This window comes from Cupriavidus lacunae (assembly GCF_003353055.1).
GTDB lineage: Bacteria > Pseudomonadota > Gammaproteobacteria > Burkholderiales > Burkholderiaceae > Cupriavidus > Cupriavidus lacunae.
Window position 1 is genome coordinate 17314 of the sequence record NZ_QKWJ01000006.1, and the last position, 17190, is coordinate 34503.

Sequence of the window (17190 nt, forward strand, 5' to 3'; positions counted from 1 at the left end):
GTTTTGCCCGAAGATAGCCGGACCTCCCGCCGCGGCAGCCCACGCTCACCGGACAAAGAACCAGACCAGGCCATGAAGGCAGCCCCCTCCCGTCGCTTGCGCGACCTGCTCGTCCTTGCGGCCCTGGCCCTGGCTCGCGGCACCGCGATGGCTGCAGACCCGGCCCCCGCGGACCCGGCAGCACGCCCTGCTGTCGACCACGCGGTGAACCACGCGACAGCCACCGCTGCGATGCCTGCCACGGGCACGCGCCCGCGCATCTGCCTGGTGCTGTCGGGCGGCGGCGCGCGCGGCGCGGCGCATATCGGCGTGCTGAAGGTGCTGGAGGCGATGCGCATCCCGGTCGACTGCATCGCCGGCACCAGTATGGGTTCACTGGTGGGGGGCGCCTATGCCAGCGGCATGGGACCCGCCGAGATGGAGCGGCTGGTCAGCGGCCTGAGCACCGAAAAGCTCTTCAAGGAACGGCCGCCGCGCCAGGACCTGACTATCCGCCGCAAGCAGGACGACTTCACCAACCTGATCACGCCGGAGATCGGCGTGCAGTCCAGCGGCCTGCTGCTGCCCAAGGGCGCGGTCTCGGGCGTGCAGCTTGAGACCGTGCTGCGCCAGTTGGCCAACGCGCCCGGCTTCCGGGATTTCGACCAGTTGCCGATCCCCTACCGCGCGGTGGCGACGGACCTGGTGGCGGGCACGCCAGTGGTGTTCAGCCAGGGCGAGATGGCCAATGTGATGCGCGCCAGCATGTCGGTGCCGGGCGCGGTGGCCCCGGCCGAATATGAGGGCCGGCTGCTGGTCGACGGCGGGCTCACCGACAACCTGCCGGTGGACGTGGCGCGCAAGATGGGCGCCGATATCGTCATTGCCGTGAACCTGGGCACGCCGCTGATGAAGCGCGAGGAGCTGACCTCGATCATCGGCGTCACCGGCCAGATGCTCAACATCCTGACCGAGCAGAACGTGCGCGCGTCGCTGGCGTCGCTGCGGCCCACCGACGTGCTGATCGAGCCCGCGCTGGGCGACTTCTCCGCGACCGACTTCGACCACCTGCCGGCCACCATCCCCATCGGCGAGGCCGCCGCGCGCAAGGTCGCCGACCGCCTCGCGCCACTGGCGCTGCCGCCGGCGCAATACGCAGAACTGCGCGCCCGGCAACAGGCGGTGCCGCCGCCCGACACCCGCCCGGTGGATGAGATCCGGCTGGCGCCGCTGCATCGCGTCAACCCGGACTACGCCACCGCGGTGATGCAGACCAGGCCCGGGCAGCCGGTCGACCAGGCCACGCTGGACCAGGACATGCGCCGCCTGTTCGGCACCGGCGACTTCGAGCACGTCAACTACGCCTTCCTCGAAGAGCCCGGCAAGCGCGTGCTGGCGGTCAATGCGGTGGAAAAATCGTACGGACCCGACTACCTGCGCTTCGGGCTGGGGCTGAGTTCGGACTTCCGCGGCGACGCGTATTTCAACCTGGTGGGCAGCTACCGGCGCACCTGGCTCAATGCGCTCGGCGGCGAATGGCGCACCGATGTGCAGGTGGGCCAGACCTCGGCCCTGACCAGCGAGTTCTACCAGCCGCTGGATACGCGCCAGTACTTCTTCATCGCGCCGCGCTTCGAGATCGAGCGGCGCCCGCTCAATATCTTCCAGGGCAGCACGCGCATCGCCACCTATGACCTGCGCCGCTTTGACGTCGCACTGGACGCCGGCAGCCAGTTCACCAAGTACGGCGAGTTGCGCGTGGGCGTGCAGACCGGCACGGAGAATGCCAGCCTGAGCACGGGCCCCGAGTCGCTGTCGCCGGGCCCGGGCAATATCCGGCGCGGGGCCATCACCGGGCGGCTCGTCTTCGACCAGCTCGACAGCGTCGAATTTCCGCGCTTCGGCTATGCCGCCGGGATGCGGATCTACGCCTCGCAGCCAGGGTTGGGGGCCGACCTGTCCTACGTGAAGGCGCAGGCCGACGGCATCTATGCCCACTCGTTCGGCGACCACACCTTGTCGTTCGCCTTCAAGGCCGGGGGCAATCTCGGCGGCAATCCGCTGCCGCGCTATGACCTGTTCCAGTGGGGCGGCTTCCTGCAGCAGTCGGGCTATGCCACCGGCCAGCTGTTGGGCGGCAACATGCAGTTTGCGCGGCTGGTGTACTACAACAAGCTAGTACGGCAGACCCTGCTGCAAGGCGTCTACGCCGGCTTTTCGCTGGAGGCGGGCCGCGTGGGCGACCCGCTGGTGCCAGGAAGCCCGACCGGGCTGCTCAAGTCCGGATCCATCTTCCTGGCGCTGGACAGCCCGCTGGGCCCGCTCTACCTGGCCTATGGCCGCGCGGCGGCGGGTACCTACAGCTTCTACCTGTACCTCGGCAAACCATTCTGAACTGGCCAGCATAAGCACACGTCAAATGTGCTCCAACCGTACCCCACCAAGGTTGTATGTAATGTCTTAATTCAAAGGTCTATACTTTCCCTGTCACCAAGACCCCTCTTGAATGACGACCTTCCCCGGTCGCCGCTCCCCGCGGCGACTTTTTTATGGGCGCCGGCTTTGCAACGGCGCGCCTATAATCCGGGCCTCGGGCTGCACTTGCGGCCGCTGTGCGCCGTTCCCCGGCGCGCTCCACTTCCATGCAGATCGATTTCACTCATTTCACGCCCTGGCTGTCGCTGGCCGGCGGGCTGGTCATCGGCCTCGCGGCAGCGCTGATGATCCTGGGCCTGGGCCGCATTGCCGGCATCAGCGGCATCGTCGGCGGCCTGCTCAGACTGCCCCACGGCGACACCGCCTGGCGCGCCGCCTTTGTCATCGGCCTGCTGCTGGCGCCGTGGCTGGCCGGCGCGTTCGATGCCATGCCCGCGGCCCGCATCGATGCCGGCTGGGGCGAGGTGCTGGTGGCCGGGCTGCTGGTCGGCATCGGCACGCGCTACGCCGGCGGCTGCACCAGCGGGCACGGCGTGTGCGGCCTGTCGCGCGGCTCGGTGCGCTCGCTGGCCGCCACGCTGACCTTCATGGCGGCCGGCTTCCTGACAGTGCTGGTGCAGCGCCACTGGCTGGGAGGCTGAGCGATGGGCACCCTCTTCGCACTGCTGGCCGGGCTGGTGTTCGGCATCGGCCTGATCCTGTCCGGCATGGCCAACCCGGCCAAGGTGCTGGGCTTTCTCGACCTGGCCGGCGCCTGGGACCCGTCGCTCGCCTTTGTCATGGCCGGTGCGATCCTGGTCGGCGTGGTGGCCTTCGCGCTCGCACGGCGGCGCCAGCGCTCGTGGCTGGGACTGCCGATGCAGTGGCCGGCGCTGGCCTCGGTCACGCCGCGCCTGCTGCTGGGCAGCGCGGCGTTCGGCGTGGGCTGGGGCCTGGCGGGCTTCTGCCCGGGCCCAGCGCTGGTGGCGCTGGGTGCCGGCTATGCCAAGGCCTGGGGCTTTGTCGCGGCGATGCTGGCGGGCATGGTGCTGTTCGAAATCGCCGAGCGGGTAGCCCGGCGGCAGCGGGGTTGATGCAGCGCAGCATTAAACCAGTGCTGGCCCTCAGCCCCCGGCCGGTTTAACATTGCGCGATTATCGAACAATATGCACAGACAACTCCGCTCCCAATGGATGCCCTCCGCCCCCTCGGTCTAGGCCACGCCCAGGCCGACACCGTCCGCGTTGCCCGGCCCCAGGCCGACCTGCTCGCCAGCTTTGCCGGCGATCCCAACTTCATGCTGTCGCTGGCGCGCGGCCTGACCGTGCTGGAAGCCTTCTCGGAACGCAAGCGCCCGCTGACGATCTCGCAGGTGGCACAGCGCACGCAGCTATCGCGCGCCTCGGTGCGGCGCTGCCTCTATACGCTGGAGCAGCTCGGCTACGTCAGCCAGCAGGACGGGCAGTTCGCGCTGCGCCCGCGCGTGCTGCACCTCGGGCACGCGTATTTCTCGTCGACCTCGCTGGTCTCGCTGGCGCAGCCGATCCTGGACAACCTGAGCGCGCGCATCCACGAGACCTGCACGCTGGCGATCCTGGACGGCACGGACATCCTGTACCTGGTGCGCTCCGAAGTGCAGCGGGTGCTGAACTACTCGCTCGGCATGGGCAGCCGCCTGCCGGCCTACTGCACCTCGAACGGCCGGCTGCTGCTGGCGCACCAGCCCGCCACGGTGCTGGACGGCTTTTTCGAGCATGCCGAACTGCGCCCGCGCACGCTGCAGACCAAGATCTCGCGGCAGGAACTGGAAGCGTGCTTCGAACGCGCCCGTGAAGTGGACTACGTGATCGTCGATGAAGAACTGGAGCCCGGCCTGCGCGCCATGGCCGTGCCGGTGCGCTCGGCCTCGGGCATCGTGCTGGCGGGGCTGAGCGTGAGCGTGCGCGCCGCGCGCGTCTCCGAAGCCGAGATGATCACGCGGCTGCTGGCGCCGATGCGCGAAGCGGCGGCGGCGATCGGCCGCATGGTCGGCTCCTGATTCCCCTGCTTACCCGCACAGCCGCGCGGGACTGAGCATGGCCGCGGTCACGCCGTGGTCCGCGATAGGCTGCGGCAGCGCGCCACGCGCCCGCCGCGGGGATCAGCCCCGGTGCGCCAGCTCGAGCGCGAACACCAGCCGCTGCAGGAAATTTTCAATGCGCCCGTCCGGATTGACGAAGGCGCAGCCAAAGTGGTGGATGGCGCTGTCGTCATGCCCCACCAGCCAGTGGCCGACCACCTGCATGTCCAGCTCGAGCTTGCCCAGTTCGCGGAAGTCCAGCCGGCATTTGCCGACCGTGGTGCCAACCGGCAGATGCTCGGACGTGACGGTCTTCGAGCGCAGTCCCACGCCCGACAGCGACAGGTCGGCAATATCGAGGCCCAGCACGGTCTTGTCCGGCATCTGCATCTCGCAGCGGTAGCCCTTGGTCACCAGCGTGCGCGCGCGGAAATGGCGGCGGCGCTGGAAGTGGTAGAGCTTCTGCGGAAACTCGACCACGAAGGCGGGGCCTTCCTCGTAGCGCGTGGCGGCCGGCTGGCCCACCACGAAGTTGACGGGCACCCCGCGCAACAGTCCCGAGAACGCGTTCTCTTCGGAGGTCATCAGCGACATCCGCTCGGGTTCCGCATTGCACCAGTCGAACACGAAGGTGCGGTTGACCGGGTCGACATGCAGGATCGAGGTAACGAACTGGTGCGCGCTGCGGGTGCGCACGCTCAGCATGCATTTCTGCCACGACAGGTCGCGCAGCACCGTGCCGACCTGCGAGTTGTGCGTCAGGCGATAGCGGTCATCGGTCGGCTCGAGGTCGGATTCGGCACCGGTGTCGGCTGGCCCGGAGGCGTCGTGCTGGTTCATGGATTCAAGCAACATCTGGAATGGCTGGGATCGCTGGCTATGGAAGCAATCGGGGGCGTATAGGCCTGCCGGCCGCGCGCAGCATGTTAAGCGCCTGCCCCAATACCCGGCAAGACGCATGTTCTCACTTCGGCAAATCTGTGGCAGAACTTGAGCACAGACTTCCGGGGGGTAGCGTGCACGCCGCTTTCAGGCCTCGGGGGACGCTGGCGGCAACCCGCCAAGCGTTGTCTGCGCCTCTTCGCGCAACCAGGCCAGCAGCACCAGCCGGCGCGTGTCGTGCTCGAACGGCGCGGGCGACAACAGGTGGTAGGCCGAACCGTCGGCCACAAAGCCGAACGGCGCCGCCAGCCGGCCGTCGGCAATCTCATCGGCGGCCATCAGCTGCGAGGCCATGGCCCAGCCCAGGCCCGCCGCCGCGGCCTGCAGGCTGAGATAGAAGTGCTCGTACCAGGCGTCGCCGTCGAACGCCACCGTCGCGGCAGCATCGGCACGCACGGCCTGCCAGCGCTGCCACGCCTCGGGCCGTGTACGCGTATGCAACCGTGCCGGCACCACGGCCGCGCCCTCGGCAAGCTGGGGCCGGCACACCGGCCCCACCCTTTCCTGCGCCACCTCGCGCGCATGCCAGCGCGCATCGAAGGCGAAGTCATTGCGCCGCAGCGCCAGATCGGCGCCGCTGCGCGGGAAATCAATCGGACCGCCGGCGGCCATCAGGTGCAGCGGGATGTCGGGGTGGCGCGCGGCAAAGCGCGGCAGCCGCGGGATCAGCCAGCGCATGGCGATGGTCGGCTCGCACGACAACACCAGCGCCCGCCCCGGCGGCTGCGTGCGGATGCGCGCGGCGGCGCCGGCCAGCACCTCCATCGACTGCGTGGCCGCGGCAAACAGCGTGCGCCCCGCCTCGGTCAGGAAGACCCCGCGGTTGCGCCGCTCGAACAGCGCCACGCCCAGCGTGTCCTCGAGCTGGCGGATCTGCCGGCTGACCGCGCCATGGGTCAGGTGCATCTCCTGCGCTGCCCGGACAAAGCTCTCATGGCGCGCCGCGGCCTCAAAGAATCGGATCCAGCCCAGCCAGTGCATCAGTCAGTTTTTCTCACTGAATTGCGCGAGTATATATCGGTTGTGGCGGCACTTCGCGGCACGCAGAATTGGGTACGCTTTGATCGCCGGAGGTGGTGATCTGCGGATAACTGCAACATAACCTGACAGAAAATGACCCCAATCGCCGAATCCCTGACGGTCGCCGCCGTGACCGTGCTGGCCGTCGTCAGTCCGGGCCCGGACTTCGCCATGGTCACCCGCAACAGCTACCTGTACGGCCGCCGCGCCGGCCTGCTCAGCGCGCTCGGGATCGCGCTGGGGGTGCAGGTGCATGTGCTCTATACGATGTTCGGGGTGGCGCTGCTGATGGCGCATGCGCACGACGTGCTGACGGTGGTGAAGATGCTGGGCGCGGCCTACCTGGTGTGGATCGGCATCCAGACGCTGCGCAACCGGGACGCCCTGTCGCTGGACCTGCATGGCGCGCGCGCGCTGACACCGCTGGCGGCGCTGCGCATGGGTTTTCTCACCAATGCGCTGAACCCGAAAACCACACTGTTCGTGGTCAGCACCTACACCCAGGTGGTCGATACGCACACGCCGGTGCCAGTGCAGTGGGCCTATGGCGGATTCATGTCGGTGGCGCACCTGGCGTGGTTCAGCCTGGTGGCCTGCGTCTTCACCGCGCCGGCGCTGCGCGCGGCGATGCTGCGGCGCCAGCGGCTGCTGGACCGCACCATCGGCTCGGCCCTGTGCGGGCTGGGCGTGGCGCTGGGGCTCAGCAACCTGGCGTAGGGCCGGCCTGCGTCAACGGCCACACCTGGCGCACCAGATGCTGCGGGCCTTGCGGGCCGAGCCGGCTTTCGAACAGCACCAGCCGCGCGACGCGCCACGGCTCGCTGGCCAGCGTACGGTGCGTATCGAGCCAGGCGCGCAGCACGCTTTCCGGCACCGACGGCTTGCAGCGCGCCAGCGTCAGGTGGGGATGAAAGCGCCGCCGCTCCGGCGTGATGCCGGCGGTGTCCGCCAGCGCCTGGCCGACAGCGGCATGCAAGGCGCGCAGCGCCTCCAGGCCGGGGCCTGGCGCCAGGCCTGCCCACAGCACCGAACCCTGGCCGCTGCGAAAGCGCCCGGTACCGAATGCACGGAGTTCGAAGGCAGCCGCGCTGATGTTGCCGAGCGCGGCTTCAAGTTGTTCACCAGGCGTGTGGCACTCACCCAGGAAGTGCAGGGTCAGGTGGACCTGCGCGGGCGCGGCGGCCCGCACGCCGTGCGCGGCAGGAAGGGTCGACAGCAGCCATGCCGCCTGTGCGGGCGGCACCTCCACGGCGATAAACAGGCGGGCCATGCCAACGCCGCCAGGCCGTCAGCCGGGCGCGGCGCCGTTGCCCTCTCGCTGCAGCAGGGCGCGTTTGCGATCGATCCCGCCGGCGTAGCCGGTCAGCGCGCCGGCACTGCCCAGCACGCGATGGCAGGGCACGATCACCGACAGCGGGTTGCGCCCCACCGCGCCGCCCACCGCGCGCGCATGCGTGGGCGGCAGGCCCAGCATGCGGGCCAGCTCGCCATACGACGCGGTCTCGCCACACGGGATGTCCAGCAGCGCCTGCCAGACGCGCTGCTGGAACGGGCTGCCGGCAAAGCGCACCGGCACAGTGAAGGTGTCGCGGCGGCCGGCGAAATACTCGGCCAGCTCCGCCTGGGCGCGGTCGAGCACCGCGGCATCGTCCGGGGGCACGTCGCGACTGTCGGCAATCCCCGTGGGGTGGTATTTCTGCCCCGAGAAGTAGACGCCGGTCAGGTGCCCCTGCTGCACGCGCAGCAATACGGTCCCGAGCGGGCTGTCGATATGGCGATAGCTGGTCATGTGATCGTCTCCGGTTCGGCCGCGGCAGTGGCCGCATCCTTCATCGCTTCGTACTGATGCCACAGGTGGATGGCGGCATAGGCCCGCCACGGCGCCCATTGCGCCGTGCGCTCGTGCATCGCGCGTACGGTGCTGACGCCCAGCACCTTGCGCAGCGCATAGTCGGTGCCGGGGAAGGCATCGGGCCAGCCCAGCGCGCGCATGGCCACATACTGCGCGGTCCAGTCGCCGATGCCGTCGATCTCGCGCAGCGCCGCCACCGCCTGCTCCGGCGCCGCGTGCGCGTCGAGCGCCAGCGTGCCGTCGGCGACGCGTTGCGCCAGTGCCTGCAGCGTGCGCGCCTTGCCTGCCGGCACCCCGGCATCGCGCAGGGACTTCAGCGGCAGCGCGGCAATGGCCGCGGCGGTCGGGAACGTGTGGCGCAGGCCGTCCGGGGGCGTGCCGTCCAGCGGCTGCCCCGCGTGCTGCGCCAGCGCGGCCAGGATGCGCCGCGCGTGCACCACCGAGATCACCTGCCCCACCACCGCGCGCACCGCGATCTCAAAGCCGTCGACGGTGCCCGGCAGGCGCACACCCGGCATCGCCTCGGCCAGCTCGCCCAGGTGCCGGTCCACCACGTCCGGGCGGCAGCCCAGGTCGCACAGCCGGCGCACCTTGCCCAGCGCCTGCGGAATCACCCGCGCCAGCGAGGCCGACAGCGTCACGCGCAGCACCAGCCGGCGCGGCATGTGTTCGATCCGTACCCAGCCGGTGTGCGCGGCGCCGCCGGCTTCCACCAGCAGCGTGCGCGCATAGGCGCCGTCACGGACCACTTCAATGCCGTCCACCGCGCGCGTGGCCAGGAAGCGCAGCCATGCGTCCCAGGCAAAGGGCGGGCGGTAGCCGAGATCGAACACCAGCCGGTCAGCAACGCCGTCGGCGGCGCGCCGGCGCAGCGCCAGCGGCGTCAGGCCGTAGCGGGTCTTCAGCACATCGTTGAAGCGCCGCACGCTGCCGAAACCCGCCGCCAGCGCCACTTCGGTCACGGGCAGCGCGGTGTCGGCCAGCAGCCGCTTGGCCAGCAGCAAGCGCTGCGTCTGCGCATACTCCAGCACCGACACGCCGAACTGCGCATCGAACAGTCGTCGAAGGTGGCGCTCGGTCACGCCAATGCGCGCGGCCAGTGTGGCAACACTGCCTTCGGCCATGAAGCCCTCGTCGATCAGCGTCGCCGCGGCCTGCGCCAGCCGGCCCGAGATATCAGCCAGGCCGTGCCCGGGCGCCAGCTCCGGACGGCAACGCAGGCACGGGCGGAACCCATGCTTTTCCGCCGCCGCGGCACTTTCGTAGAAGGTGCAGTTCTCGCGCTTGGGCGTGCGCACCGCGCATACCGGCCGGCAGTACACCCCCGTGGACGACACGCCCACGAAGAAGCGCCCGTCGAAGCGGCGGTCGTGCGAGGCGACGGCCTTGTAGCAGGTATCGGGATCGAGGTTCATGACGGCATGCTACCGCTACATGCACCCGCATACCCGCTGGATTCGGACATTTCCCTCTGGCGCGCGGGCGTGGGCTGCGGCACAGTGGCTGACAGGGACGGCGGCTAGAATGCGCTTCGTGCCTCACCCGCGAACTTTCTACCGCCCTCACTGCCACCGCCCGACCGGAGACGCCATGCGCCGTACTGCCCTGCACCTGTCCTTGCTTGCTTCGCTTGCCTGCACGCCGGCGCTGGCGCAGCCGGTGCAGACCGCGCCCGCGGCGACATCTGCCAGGGCCACGCAGGTGACGTCGGTCGAAGGCATCACCGAGTACCGCCTGCCCAACGGCCTGCGCATCGTGCTGGCGCCGGACGCGGCCAAGGCCAGCACCACCGTCAATATCACCTACCTGGTCGGCAGCCGCCATGAGAATTACGGCGAAACCGGCATGGCCCACCTGCTCGAGCACCTGCTGTTCAAGGGCACGCCGTCGCTGCCGGGCAAGACCATCCCGACCGAATTCGCGCGGCGCGGCATGAGCATAAACGGCACCACCGCGCAGGACCGTACCAACTACTTCGAGACCTTTACCGCCAGCGACGACAACCTGGACTGGGCGCTGCGCATGGAGGCCGACCGCATGGTCAACAGCGTGATCGCACGCGCCGACCTGGACAGCGAGATGACGGTGGTGCGCAACGAGATGGAAATGGGCGAGAACAGCCCCGGGCGCATGCTGATGCAGCAGACCATGGCCGCTTCCTATCGCTGGCACAACTACGGCAAGGCCCCGATCGGCGCGCGCAGCGACGTGGAGCAAGTCAGCATCGACAACCTGCGCGCCTTCTATCGCCGCTACTACCAGCCCGACAATGCGGTGCTGGTGGTGGCGGGCAAGTTCGATCCTGCCGCCACGCTGGCGCGCATCGAGCGTGACTTCGGACCGATTCCGCGCCCGCAGCGGGTGCTGCCGCCCGAGCATACCGTCGAGCCCCCGCAGGAAGGCGCGCGCGAGCTGGTGGTGATGCGCCCGGGCGACACCCGCCTGGTGGCCGCGCAATACCACGTCAGCCCGGGCGCGCACCCGGACGCCACCGCACTGTCGCTGCTGACCATCATCCTCGCCGACACGCCTGGCGGGCGGCTGTACAAGGCGCTGGTCGAACGCGGCCAGGCGGCCTCGATCGGCAGCGCGTTCTATGCGATGAAGGACCCCGGCGTGCTGCTGTTCATGGCGGAGACATCGAAAGACCAGCCGCTCGCCGCCGCGCGCGCGGGGCTGATCACGCAGGTCGAAGGCTTTGCCGACGCGCCCGTGACCGAGGCCGAGCTGGAACGCGCGCGCGTGCGCATGCGCAACGCCTTTGAGCAGTACATGAACGATCCCGGCGCGCTGGGCATTGCGCTGTCCGAGGCCATCGCCAAGGGCGACTGGCGACTGTTCTTCCTGGCGCGCGACCGCATCGAGACCACCACCCTCGCCGACGTGCAGCGCGTGGCGCAGAACTACTTCCAGGCTTCGAACCGTACCCTGGGCGTGTTCCTGCCCGCCGAGCAGCCGCAGCGCGCGCAGGTGCCGCCGGCACCGGACGTCGCGGCGATGGTCAGCGGCTACCAGGGCAGGCAGGCGCTGGCCGCGGTGGCGGCATTCGACCCCAGCCCCGCCAATATCGAAACCCATACCTCACGCCAGGCACTCGCCAACGGCATGCAGCTGGCGCTGCTGCCCAAGCCCGCACGCGGTGAAGTGGTGAACGGCGTGCTGGTCCTGCACATGGGCGATGCGCAGAGCCTGCAGGGGTTGACCACGGTGGGCGCGCTGACCGCCACCATGCTCCGGCGCGGCACGGCCGGCATGGACCGCCAGCAGATCGCCGACCGCATCGAGGCCCTGCGCGCGCGCGTCGGCATCTCCGGCAGCTCGGAGCGGGTAACGGTCAGCTTCGAGACTCGCCGCGCGCACCTGCCGGAAGTGCTGGCGCTGCTGCGCGACCTGCTGCGCGCGCCGACCTTCCCTGAAGCCGAGTTCGAGACGCTGCGCAAGACCAGCATCGCCGATATCGAAAGCATGCAGCGCGAACCCGGCGTGCTGGCATCCAATGCCCTGGGCCAGCACGGCGACCCCTATCCCGTGGGCGACCCGCGCCATGCCCGCACCATCGCCGAGAGCATTGCCGACCTGCAGGCCGCCACGCTGGCGCAGGTGCGCGACTTCCACGCCCGCTTCTACGGCGCGGGCCATGCGCAACTGAGCCTGGTGGGCGACTTCGATGCCGCTGCGGCCAGCGCGCAGGCAGCGCAGTTGTTCGGCGACTGGACGGCGCCACAGCCCTATGCGCGTGTCGACCGTCCCTTCGTGCCGATCCCGCCGGCCGAGTTCACGCTGCCCACACCGGGCAAGGCCAATGCCATCTACCTGGCCATCAGCCCGATCGACCTGACCAGCGACGCATCCGACTATGCGCTGATGATGATTGCCAACCGCGTGCTGGGCGGCGCCAGCCTGCGCAGCCGGCTGGCTGACCGGCTGCGCCAGCGGGAAGGCCTGAGCTATGGCGCGAGCAGCTGGGTGCAGGTAGGTGCGCTCGACCGCGCCGGCCGCTTCGGCGTGCGCGCGCAGTATGCGCCTCAGAACCTGCCTCGCGTGCAGCGCGCCGTGACCGAGGAACTCGAGCGCTTCGTGCGCGACGGCATTAACGCCGAGGAACTGGCCGAGGCGGTCAGCGGCCTGTTGCAGCAGGGCATGGTCAGCCGCAGCAGCGACGCCGCGCTGGCCGGCATGCTGGTCAACCAGCTCTACCTGGGCCGCACCATGGCCTTTACCGAGGAACTCGAGCAACGGCTGCGCGGCGCCACGCCGGAGACCGTCAACGCCGCCATCCGGCGCTACATGCAGCCCGGCGCCTTGTCACGCGCCTATGCGGGCGACTTCGCCGGCGCACCGGCGCAGGCGGGCGCACCCGGCACGGCAACGGGCACGGCAACGGGCAGCAGTGCCGGCAGTGACGGGGGCAGTTCCGAGCCGCCGGCGCGCCTCTGACATGCCTCTGACATACATGGAAAACAATACTCGGCTGGGCTGGCGCAGGCCGGGGGGCGCGGCCGGCGCAACATCCCGGCGGCGTGACCGGGAACAGTCGACCGCTGTCCGCTGCAAGGGCCTTGCCGCGACTCCGGGTTGACTGTATATTCGTACAGTATAAGTCGATATAAAAGAGGTGTGGATGTCAATCGTGCGAGCTGGCAGCAAGGCAGAAGCGCTCAGGCTTCTGGCCTCGGAAGGCGTGCTGGCGCTTGAGCTGGACTACGAGACGGGATGGCAGGACGCCGTCGAACTCGGCAGGCTCGGAGAAAAGCGCGGTATCAAGGTGCAGTATCGCGGACAAGAAAGCATCGCCGTCCGTTCCCGCGAAGCCCTGATCGAAGGGCTGGCCAAACCCAAGGGCACATTCCGTCAACGCAATCTCTATTGCCAGTTCGATCTTGGCACGCTGGCGGACAATGAACTGCTCGACCTCGAGGCCAAGGCCACGCGGCTCGGGGACTATATTCTCGCCGGCCACCTGCTGCGCGATGTCGATGGGGTGTGGCCGCAGCAATAAGCGGCCATACCGCGAGCAAGCGGTGCAGCCGCGTTCGGACACGTCCGGGCACTGCCAAAGAAAGAGCCGCCAGGCAGGCGGCTTAAGTCACATTGCGCTGATCACACGGATAGCGCCAGGCGCATTGACCGCGTGCCCGGTGCCGCGGTCAATGCCACACGCGGGTAGCGTTGGCCCAGCGCGCCGCGCATGACTGCGCCACGGGCGCATCGATCGTATCGTTGGCAGCATCCGTTGCCGGCACCGCCGCGGCGGCCTCCAGCGCCGTGCGCCACAGCACCGCCGATACCAGCGTCTTGCATTGCCGGCGCTCGCCGTGCGCAAGCGCCAGCAGGCGCTCGTAGCCGTCCAGCACGATCAGCCGGTCACCGCGGCGCGGACGCAGCGACAGCGTATAGAGATGGTCAAATTCGCATTGCAGGCTGCCGCCGCTGACCGCGACCACGATCGCACCCGGCAACGCAATGCCGCTGGCCTGGACCTCGCCGCGCAAGCGCGCCAGGTGCGCGTGCGCGCGTGGATCGCACGCGCCGCCCGCCATCTCCGCCGGCGGCGCGCTGAGCGCCATCAGCTCGGCTGGCGACACCGCCAGCGTATAGGCCTGCAGCGTGGGGCGATAGGTCGCCACCACGGCGCGCAGCCGGTGCGGCGCGTCGCCATCATGCCCTGCCTGCAGCGGGCTGGCCGGCTCGCGGAACTGCATCGTGTTCATGTCGACTCCTGCCGCGCCGGGCGGTTGCATGGTCAGTCGCGCAGCAGTTGCTTGGCGATGATCAGCTGCTGGATCTGCGTGGTGCCTTCGTACAGGCGCAGCAGGCGCACATCGCGGTAGAAGCGCTCGGCCTTGTATTCGGCGATATAGCCGGCGCCGCCATGGATCTGCACCGCGCGGTCGGCCACGCGGCCCACCATCTCGGTACAGAACATCTTGGTGCAGGAGGCCAGCATGCTGACTTCCGGATCGCTCTTGCCGGCAGGCTTGGCGTCGTAGCGCTGGGCGCAGTCGCGCACCATCGACAGGCCCGCGTACAGCTCGGCCTGGCTGTCGGCCAGCATGGCCTGGATCAGCTGGAAGTCGCCGATGGGCTTGCCGAACTGCTTGCGTTCCTTGGCATAGGCCACCGCGTCGGTGATCAGGCGATGCGCCATGCCGCAGGCCAGCGCCGAGAGATGCAGGCGGCCGCGGTCCAGCACCTTCATCGCGGTCTTGAAGCCCACGCCCGGCACGCCGCCGATGATGTTGGCGGCCGGCACGCGCACGTTCTCCAGCACCACGTCGCAGGTCTTGGTGCCGCGCTGGCCCATCTTCTTGTCCGGTTTGCCCAGCGAAATGCCCGGGGCGTCGGCCGGCACGATGAAGGACGAGATGCCCGAGGCGCCCGCACCACCCGTGCGCGCCATCAGCGTGAAGGCGCCGGCGCGCGGCGCGTTGGTGATGAAGCGCTTGGTGCCGTTGATGACGTAGTGGTCGCCGTCGAGCTCGGCCCTGGTCTGCAGCGAGGCCGCATCGGAGCCGGCATTCGGCTCGGTCAGCGCGAACGAGATGATCAGGTCGCCGCTGGCGATGCGCGGCAGGTACTGCTGCTTCTGTTCCTCGGTGCCATCCATCAGGATGCCCTGCGAGCCGATGCCCACGTTGGTGCCGAACACCGAACGGAAGGCGAACGCGGTGTGGCCCAGGTCATAGACCACATCGCATTCCTGCGACATCGACAGACCGATGCCGCCGTAGGCCTCGGGGATGGAGATGCCGAACAGGCCCATCTCCTTCATGTCCGCGACGATCTCGGCGGGCACGTCGTCGGTTTCCTCCAGCGTGTCTTCGGCGGGCTTCAGGCGTTCGTCGATGAAACGCTGCACCGAGGCGCGCAGCAGGGCAAAGGATTCTTGGTCAAGGGCCATGGTGATTCTCCGGGTCAAGCCAGTACGTCAGTCTGGCCGCCTATGGTACGCCGCTCGCGTGATTTGACAATCCACTGTATTTTGGACAGAAGCGTCAATGAAATTTGACAATCCCGGCTAGACAAGCACCGCTCAAACCCTGGTGACGGACAACAAGCCCGCCACGCCGATGGCCAGCGCCGCCAGCGCATCGCCGGCGATCAGGCCCCCGCCAAGCAGCGACGCCGTGCTCATGTCCTGTGGCAGGCCCTGTCGGGGCGTTGCCGGCCTGGCCACGGCAGCGGCGACGCTGGCCACCACGCCGCCCGCGGCCATCCATCCCGCGGCCGCCAGGTTGACGAAGCCGCCGAACGACGACGCATAGGGCGACGGCAGGATCACTGCATCGAGCAGGAAGTCCGCGGCCCGTCCGCCCCGGCCGGCCTGCGCAAAGTGCTGCCACGCCGGCCGGCCGAGGATGGCGCGGCGCAGCAGCGCCGTGGCCAGCCCGATCGCCAGCCCCGCCCCCACCGCCACGTACTGGTCGGCACGGCTGCGCGACAGGCCATGCAGCACGCCCACGATCTTGTACGTCATGGCGGAGGTCCAGCGGGCCGGCTGCTGGTCGGCCGGCAGGCTGGTCTGGTCCAGCGCCAGTACCGGATAGGCTTGCAGGAACAACCGGGCCATCGCCACGGTAACCAGCGCGCCCACGACAATGCCCGCCACCTGGTAGCCGAACTGCACCATGCGGTCACTGCCCAGCCGCCAGCCGGTGGAGCGGTCCTGCTGCATATCGCTGGCCTCGGCCGTGGCCACCAGCAATACCGTGGCGGCGATCAGCCCGACATGCGGCGCACGCAGGCCGGCGGCGGCCATCAGGATCACCGACAGCACGAAGGCCGACGAGATCGGGTTCTGGTCGACCATGCCGACCGAGATGCCATTGACCAGTGCAAACACCAGCACCAGCAGCACCGCCATCAGTTGGAAACCCAGCGGCTGCCCGAACCACGCCACGCCCGCCGCCACCGTGGCCGCGCCCCACAGCAGCGCCCAGGCCGCCACCCAGCCCATGCCCGGCCCGCGCCGCGGCGCAGGCCGCCGGGGCGCGCGCCACTGGTGCCACGCCTGCACCAGCAGCAGCCCCACATCGACCACGGCCGCCCCCATGATCATGCCCAGCGCAACCAGAAACGTGGCCTTGCGGTACGGCTCGCCCGGCGCCAGCCAGCCCGCGGCGACAAACCACGGCGTCATGGCCCAGCCGGCCAGCCCGCCCACCAGCGCGGCAACGCCCACGCGCGCGCCGACGATCATGCCGGCACCGAAGGTCGCGGCCGACAGGTCCATCGCCGCCAGCCACGGCACGCGCGCCGCGCCCAGCCCGCTGGCCAGGCCCAGTGCCATGCCGCCGCCCAGCCGCGCCACGGAGCGCCGCAGCAGCGCCGGATCGGTCAGCGCGCGCAGGATATTGGCCACCGCCAGCCCCGACGGGAAGGTCAGCTGCATCCGGTCCACCAGCAATGGCGTGTACAGCATGCCCACGCCCACGCCGAACATGCCGATGCACAGCATGTAGAGCACCAGTTGCCACAGCGGCGGCTGCGCCATGCCCAGCCACGCCATCGCCTGCAGCACCACGGCCATGCCACCCATGCCAGCCACCGACGCCGCCGCAGTCTGGATGTAGTTGGCACCGTGGCGTCCGGACGCCCCATAGCCAGCCGTCACCACCGAGCCGAGGATGCCCGCCAGCACCTGCCCGCCGACAAAGAAGCCCAGCGAGAAATTCATGTACGCGGCAGCGATGCCGCCCAGCGGCCCCAGCACCAGCATGCCGGCCGCGCCCAGCAGCACGTGGTACTGCCAACTGCCCGGCGGCGGCAGCCAGGTGGCGCGGGGGGCGGCATCGGTCGGGAGCGTGGGCATGGCGCAGTGAGTGGGCCGAGGCAGTGTGCCTCTGGCGTAGCATAGGCCAAGGCAGTCCTGCCAGCGATGTGCAAGCCCGCCAGCAGGAAGACGAAGGCGCCGAGGACGCCG

15 protein-coding genes are annotated in these 17190 nt (G+C 69.4%); 7 read left to right on the forward strand and 8 right to left on the reverse strand.

Going from position 1 to position 17190, the window contains the following annotated elements:
• Positions 1-72 precede the first annotated feature (72 nt).
• The 4 genes from DN412_RS07365 (at position 73) to DN412_RS07380 (ending at position 4432) form a co-directional block, all read left to right on the forward strand.
• Positions 73-2373, forward strand: coding sequence for a patatin-like phospholipase family protein (locus DN412_RS07365; RefSeq protein ID WP_115013899.1), 2301 nt, complete (start codon positions 73-75; stop codon positions 2371-2373).
• Between the two features lie 248 nt (positions 2374-2621).
• A complete protein-coding gene (locus DN412_RS07370) occupies positions 2622-3056 on the forward strand; it encodes a YeeE/YedE family protein (protein WP_115013900.1) in 435 nt (144 codons plus the stop codon).
• A 3-nt stretch (positions 3057-3059) separates the two neighbouring features.
• Positions 3060-3488 carry a DUF6691 family protein gene (locus DN412_RS07375; protein ID WP_115013901.1) on the forward strand — a complete coding sequence of 143 codons (429 nt, stop codon included), beginning with the start codon at positions 3060-3062 and terminating at the stop codon, positions 3486-3488.
• 95 nt (positions 3489-3583) lie between these two features.
• Entirely contained in the window at positions 3584-4432 is an 849-nt protein-coding gene (locus DN412_RS07380; protein WP_078201283.1) for an IclR family transcriptional regulator domain-containing protein, read from the forward strand.
• Positions 4433-4534: 102 nt separating this feature from the next.
• Here the strand turns inward: DN412_RS07380 and DN412_RS07385 are convergent, their stop codons facing one another.
• Together DN412_RS07385 and DN412_RS07390 are read right to left on the reverse strand one after the other, a co-directional pair.
• On the reverse strand, positions 4535-5308 hold the full coding sequence (locus DN412_RS07385; protein ID WP_115013902.1) for a flagellar brake protein: 774 nt from the start codon (positions 5306-5308) through the stop codon (positions 4535-4537).
• A 174-nt stretch (positions 5309-5482) separates the two neighbouring features.
• Positions 5483-6376: a LysR substrate-binding domain-containing protein gene (locus DN412_RS07390; RefSeq protein WP_115013903.1), complete on the reverse strand. Its 894-nt coding sequence runs from the start codon at positions 6374-6376 to the stop codon at positions 5483-5485.
• 132 nt (positions 6377-6508) lie between these two features.
• Between DN412_RS07390 and DN412_RS07395 the strand changes: the two genes are divergently transcribed.
• Positions 6509-7132: a LysE family transporter gene (locus DN412_RS07395; RefSeq protein WP_115013904.1), complete on the forward strand. Its 624-nt coding sequence runs from the start codon at positions 6509-6511 to the stop codon at positions 7130-7132.
• Here DN412_RS07395 and thpR read toward each other — a convergent pair.
• Genes thpR through DN412_RS07410 form a run of 3 tightly spaced genes read right to left on the reverse strand, consistent with a single transcriptional unit; the run spans position 7116 to position 9682 of the window.
• Positions 7116-7685: an RNA 2',3'-cyclic phosphodiesterase gene (gene thpR / locus DN412_RS07400; RefSeq protein WP_078201286.1), complete on the reverse strand. Its 570-nt coding sequence runs from the start codon at positions 7683-7685 to the stop codon at positions 7116-7118. The genes DN412_RS07395 and thpR overlap by 17 nt on opposite strands.
• Positions 7686-7703: 18 nt before the next feature.
• Complete coding sequence (locus DN412_RS07405) at positions 7704-8204, reverse strand: methylated-DNA--[protein]-cysteine S-methyltransferase (RefSeq protein ID WP_115013905.1); 501 nt, start codon at positions 8202-8204, stop codon at positions 7704-7706.
• Positions 8201-9682: an AlkA N-terminal domain-containing protein gene (locus DN412_RS07410; RefSeq protein WP_115013906.1), complete on the reverse strand. Its 1482-nt coding sequence runs from the start codon at positions 9680-9682 to the stop codon at positions 8201-8203. Before DN412_RS07410 ends, DN412_RS07405 begins: the two co-directional genes overlap by 4 nt.
• A 175-nt stretch (positions 9683-9857) precedes the next feature.
• On the opposite strand from DN412_RS07410, the gene DN412_RS07415 reads away from it, so the two are divergent.
• Together DN412_RS07415 and DN412_RS07420 are read left to right on the forward strand one after the other, a co-directional pair.
• Entirely contained in the window at positions 9858-12704 is a 2847-nt protein-coding gene (locus DN412_RS07415; RefSeq protein ID WP_115013907.1) for a M16 family metallopeptidase, read from the forward strand.
• Between the two features lie 184 nt (positions 12705-12888).
• The gene (locus tag DN412_RS07420; protein WP_115013908.1) at positions 12889-13266 is read left to right on the forward strand and encodes a PHA-granule associated protein 4; all 378 of its coding nucleotides are present in this window, start codon (positions 12889-12891) and stop codon (positions 13264-13266) included.
• A gap of 148 nt (positions 13267-13414) precedes the next feature.
• Here DN412_RS07420 and DN412_RS07425 read toward each other — a convergent pair whose 3' ends face one another.
• The 3 genes from DN412_RS07425 to DN412_RS07435 all read right to left on the reverse strand — a co-directional run bounded on the left by DN412_RS07425 (position 13415) and on the right by DN412_RS07435 (position 17079).
• On the reverse strand, positions 13415-13978 hold the full coding sequence (locus DN412_RS07425; RefSeq protein WP_115013909.1) for a hypothetical protein: 564 nt from the start codon (positions 13976-13978) through the stop codon (positions 13415-13417).
• Between the two features lie 32 nt (positions 13979-14010).
• The gene (locus DN412_RS07430) at positions 14011-15168 is read right to left on the reverse strand and encodes an acyl-CoA dehydrogenase family protein (protein WP_078201292.1); all 1158 of its coding nucleotides are present in this window, start codon (positions 15166-15168) and stop codon (positions 14011-14013) included.
• 132 nt (positions 15169-15300) lie between these two features.
• Positions 15301-17079: an OPT/YSL family transporter gene (locus DN412_RS07435; RefSeq protein WP_115013910.1), complete on the reverse strand. Its 1779-nt coding sequence runs from the start codon at positions 17077-17079 to the stop codon at positions 15301-15303.
• Positions 17080-17190: the final 111 nt, after the last annotated feature.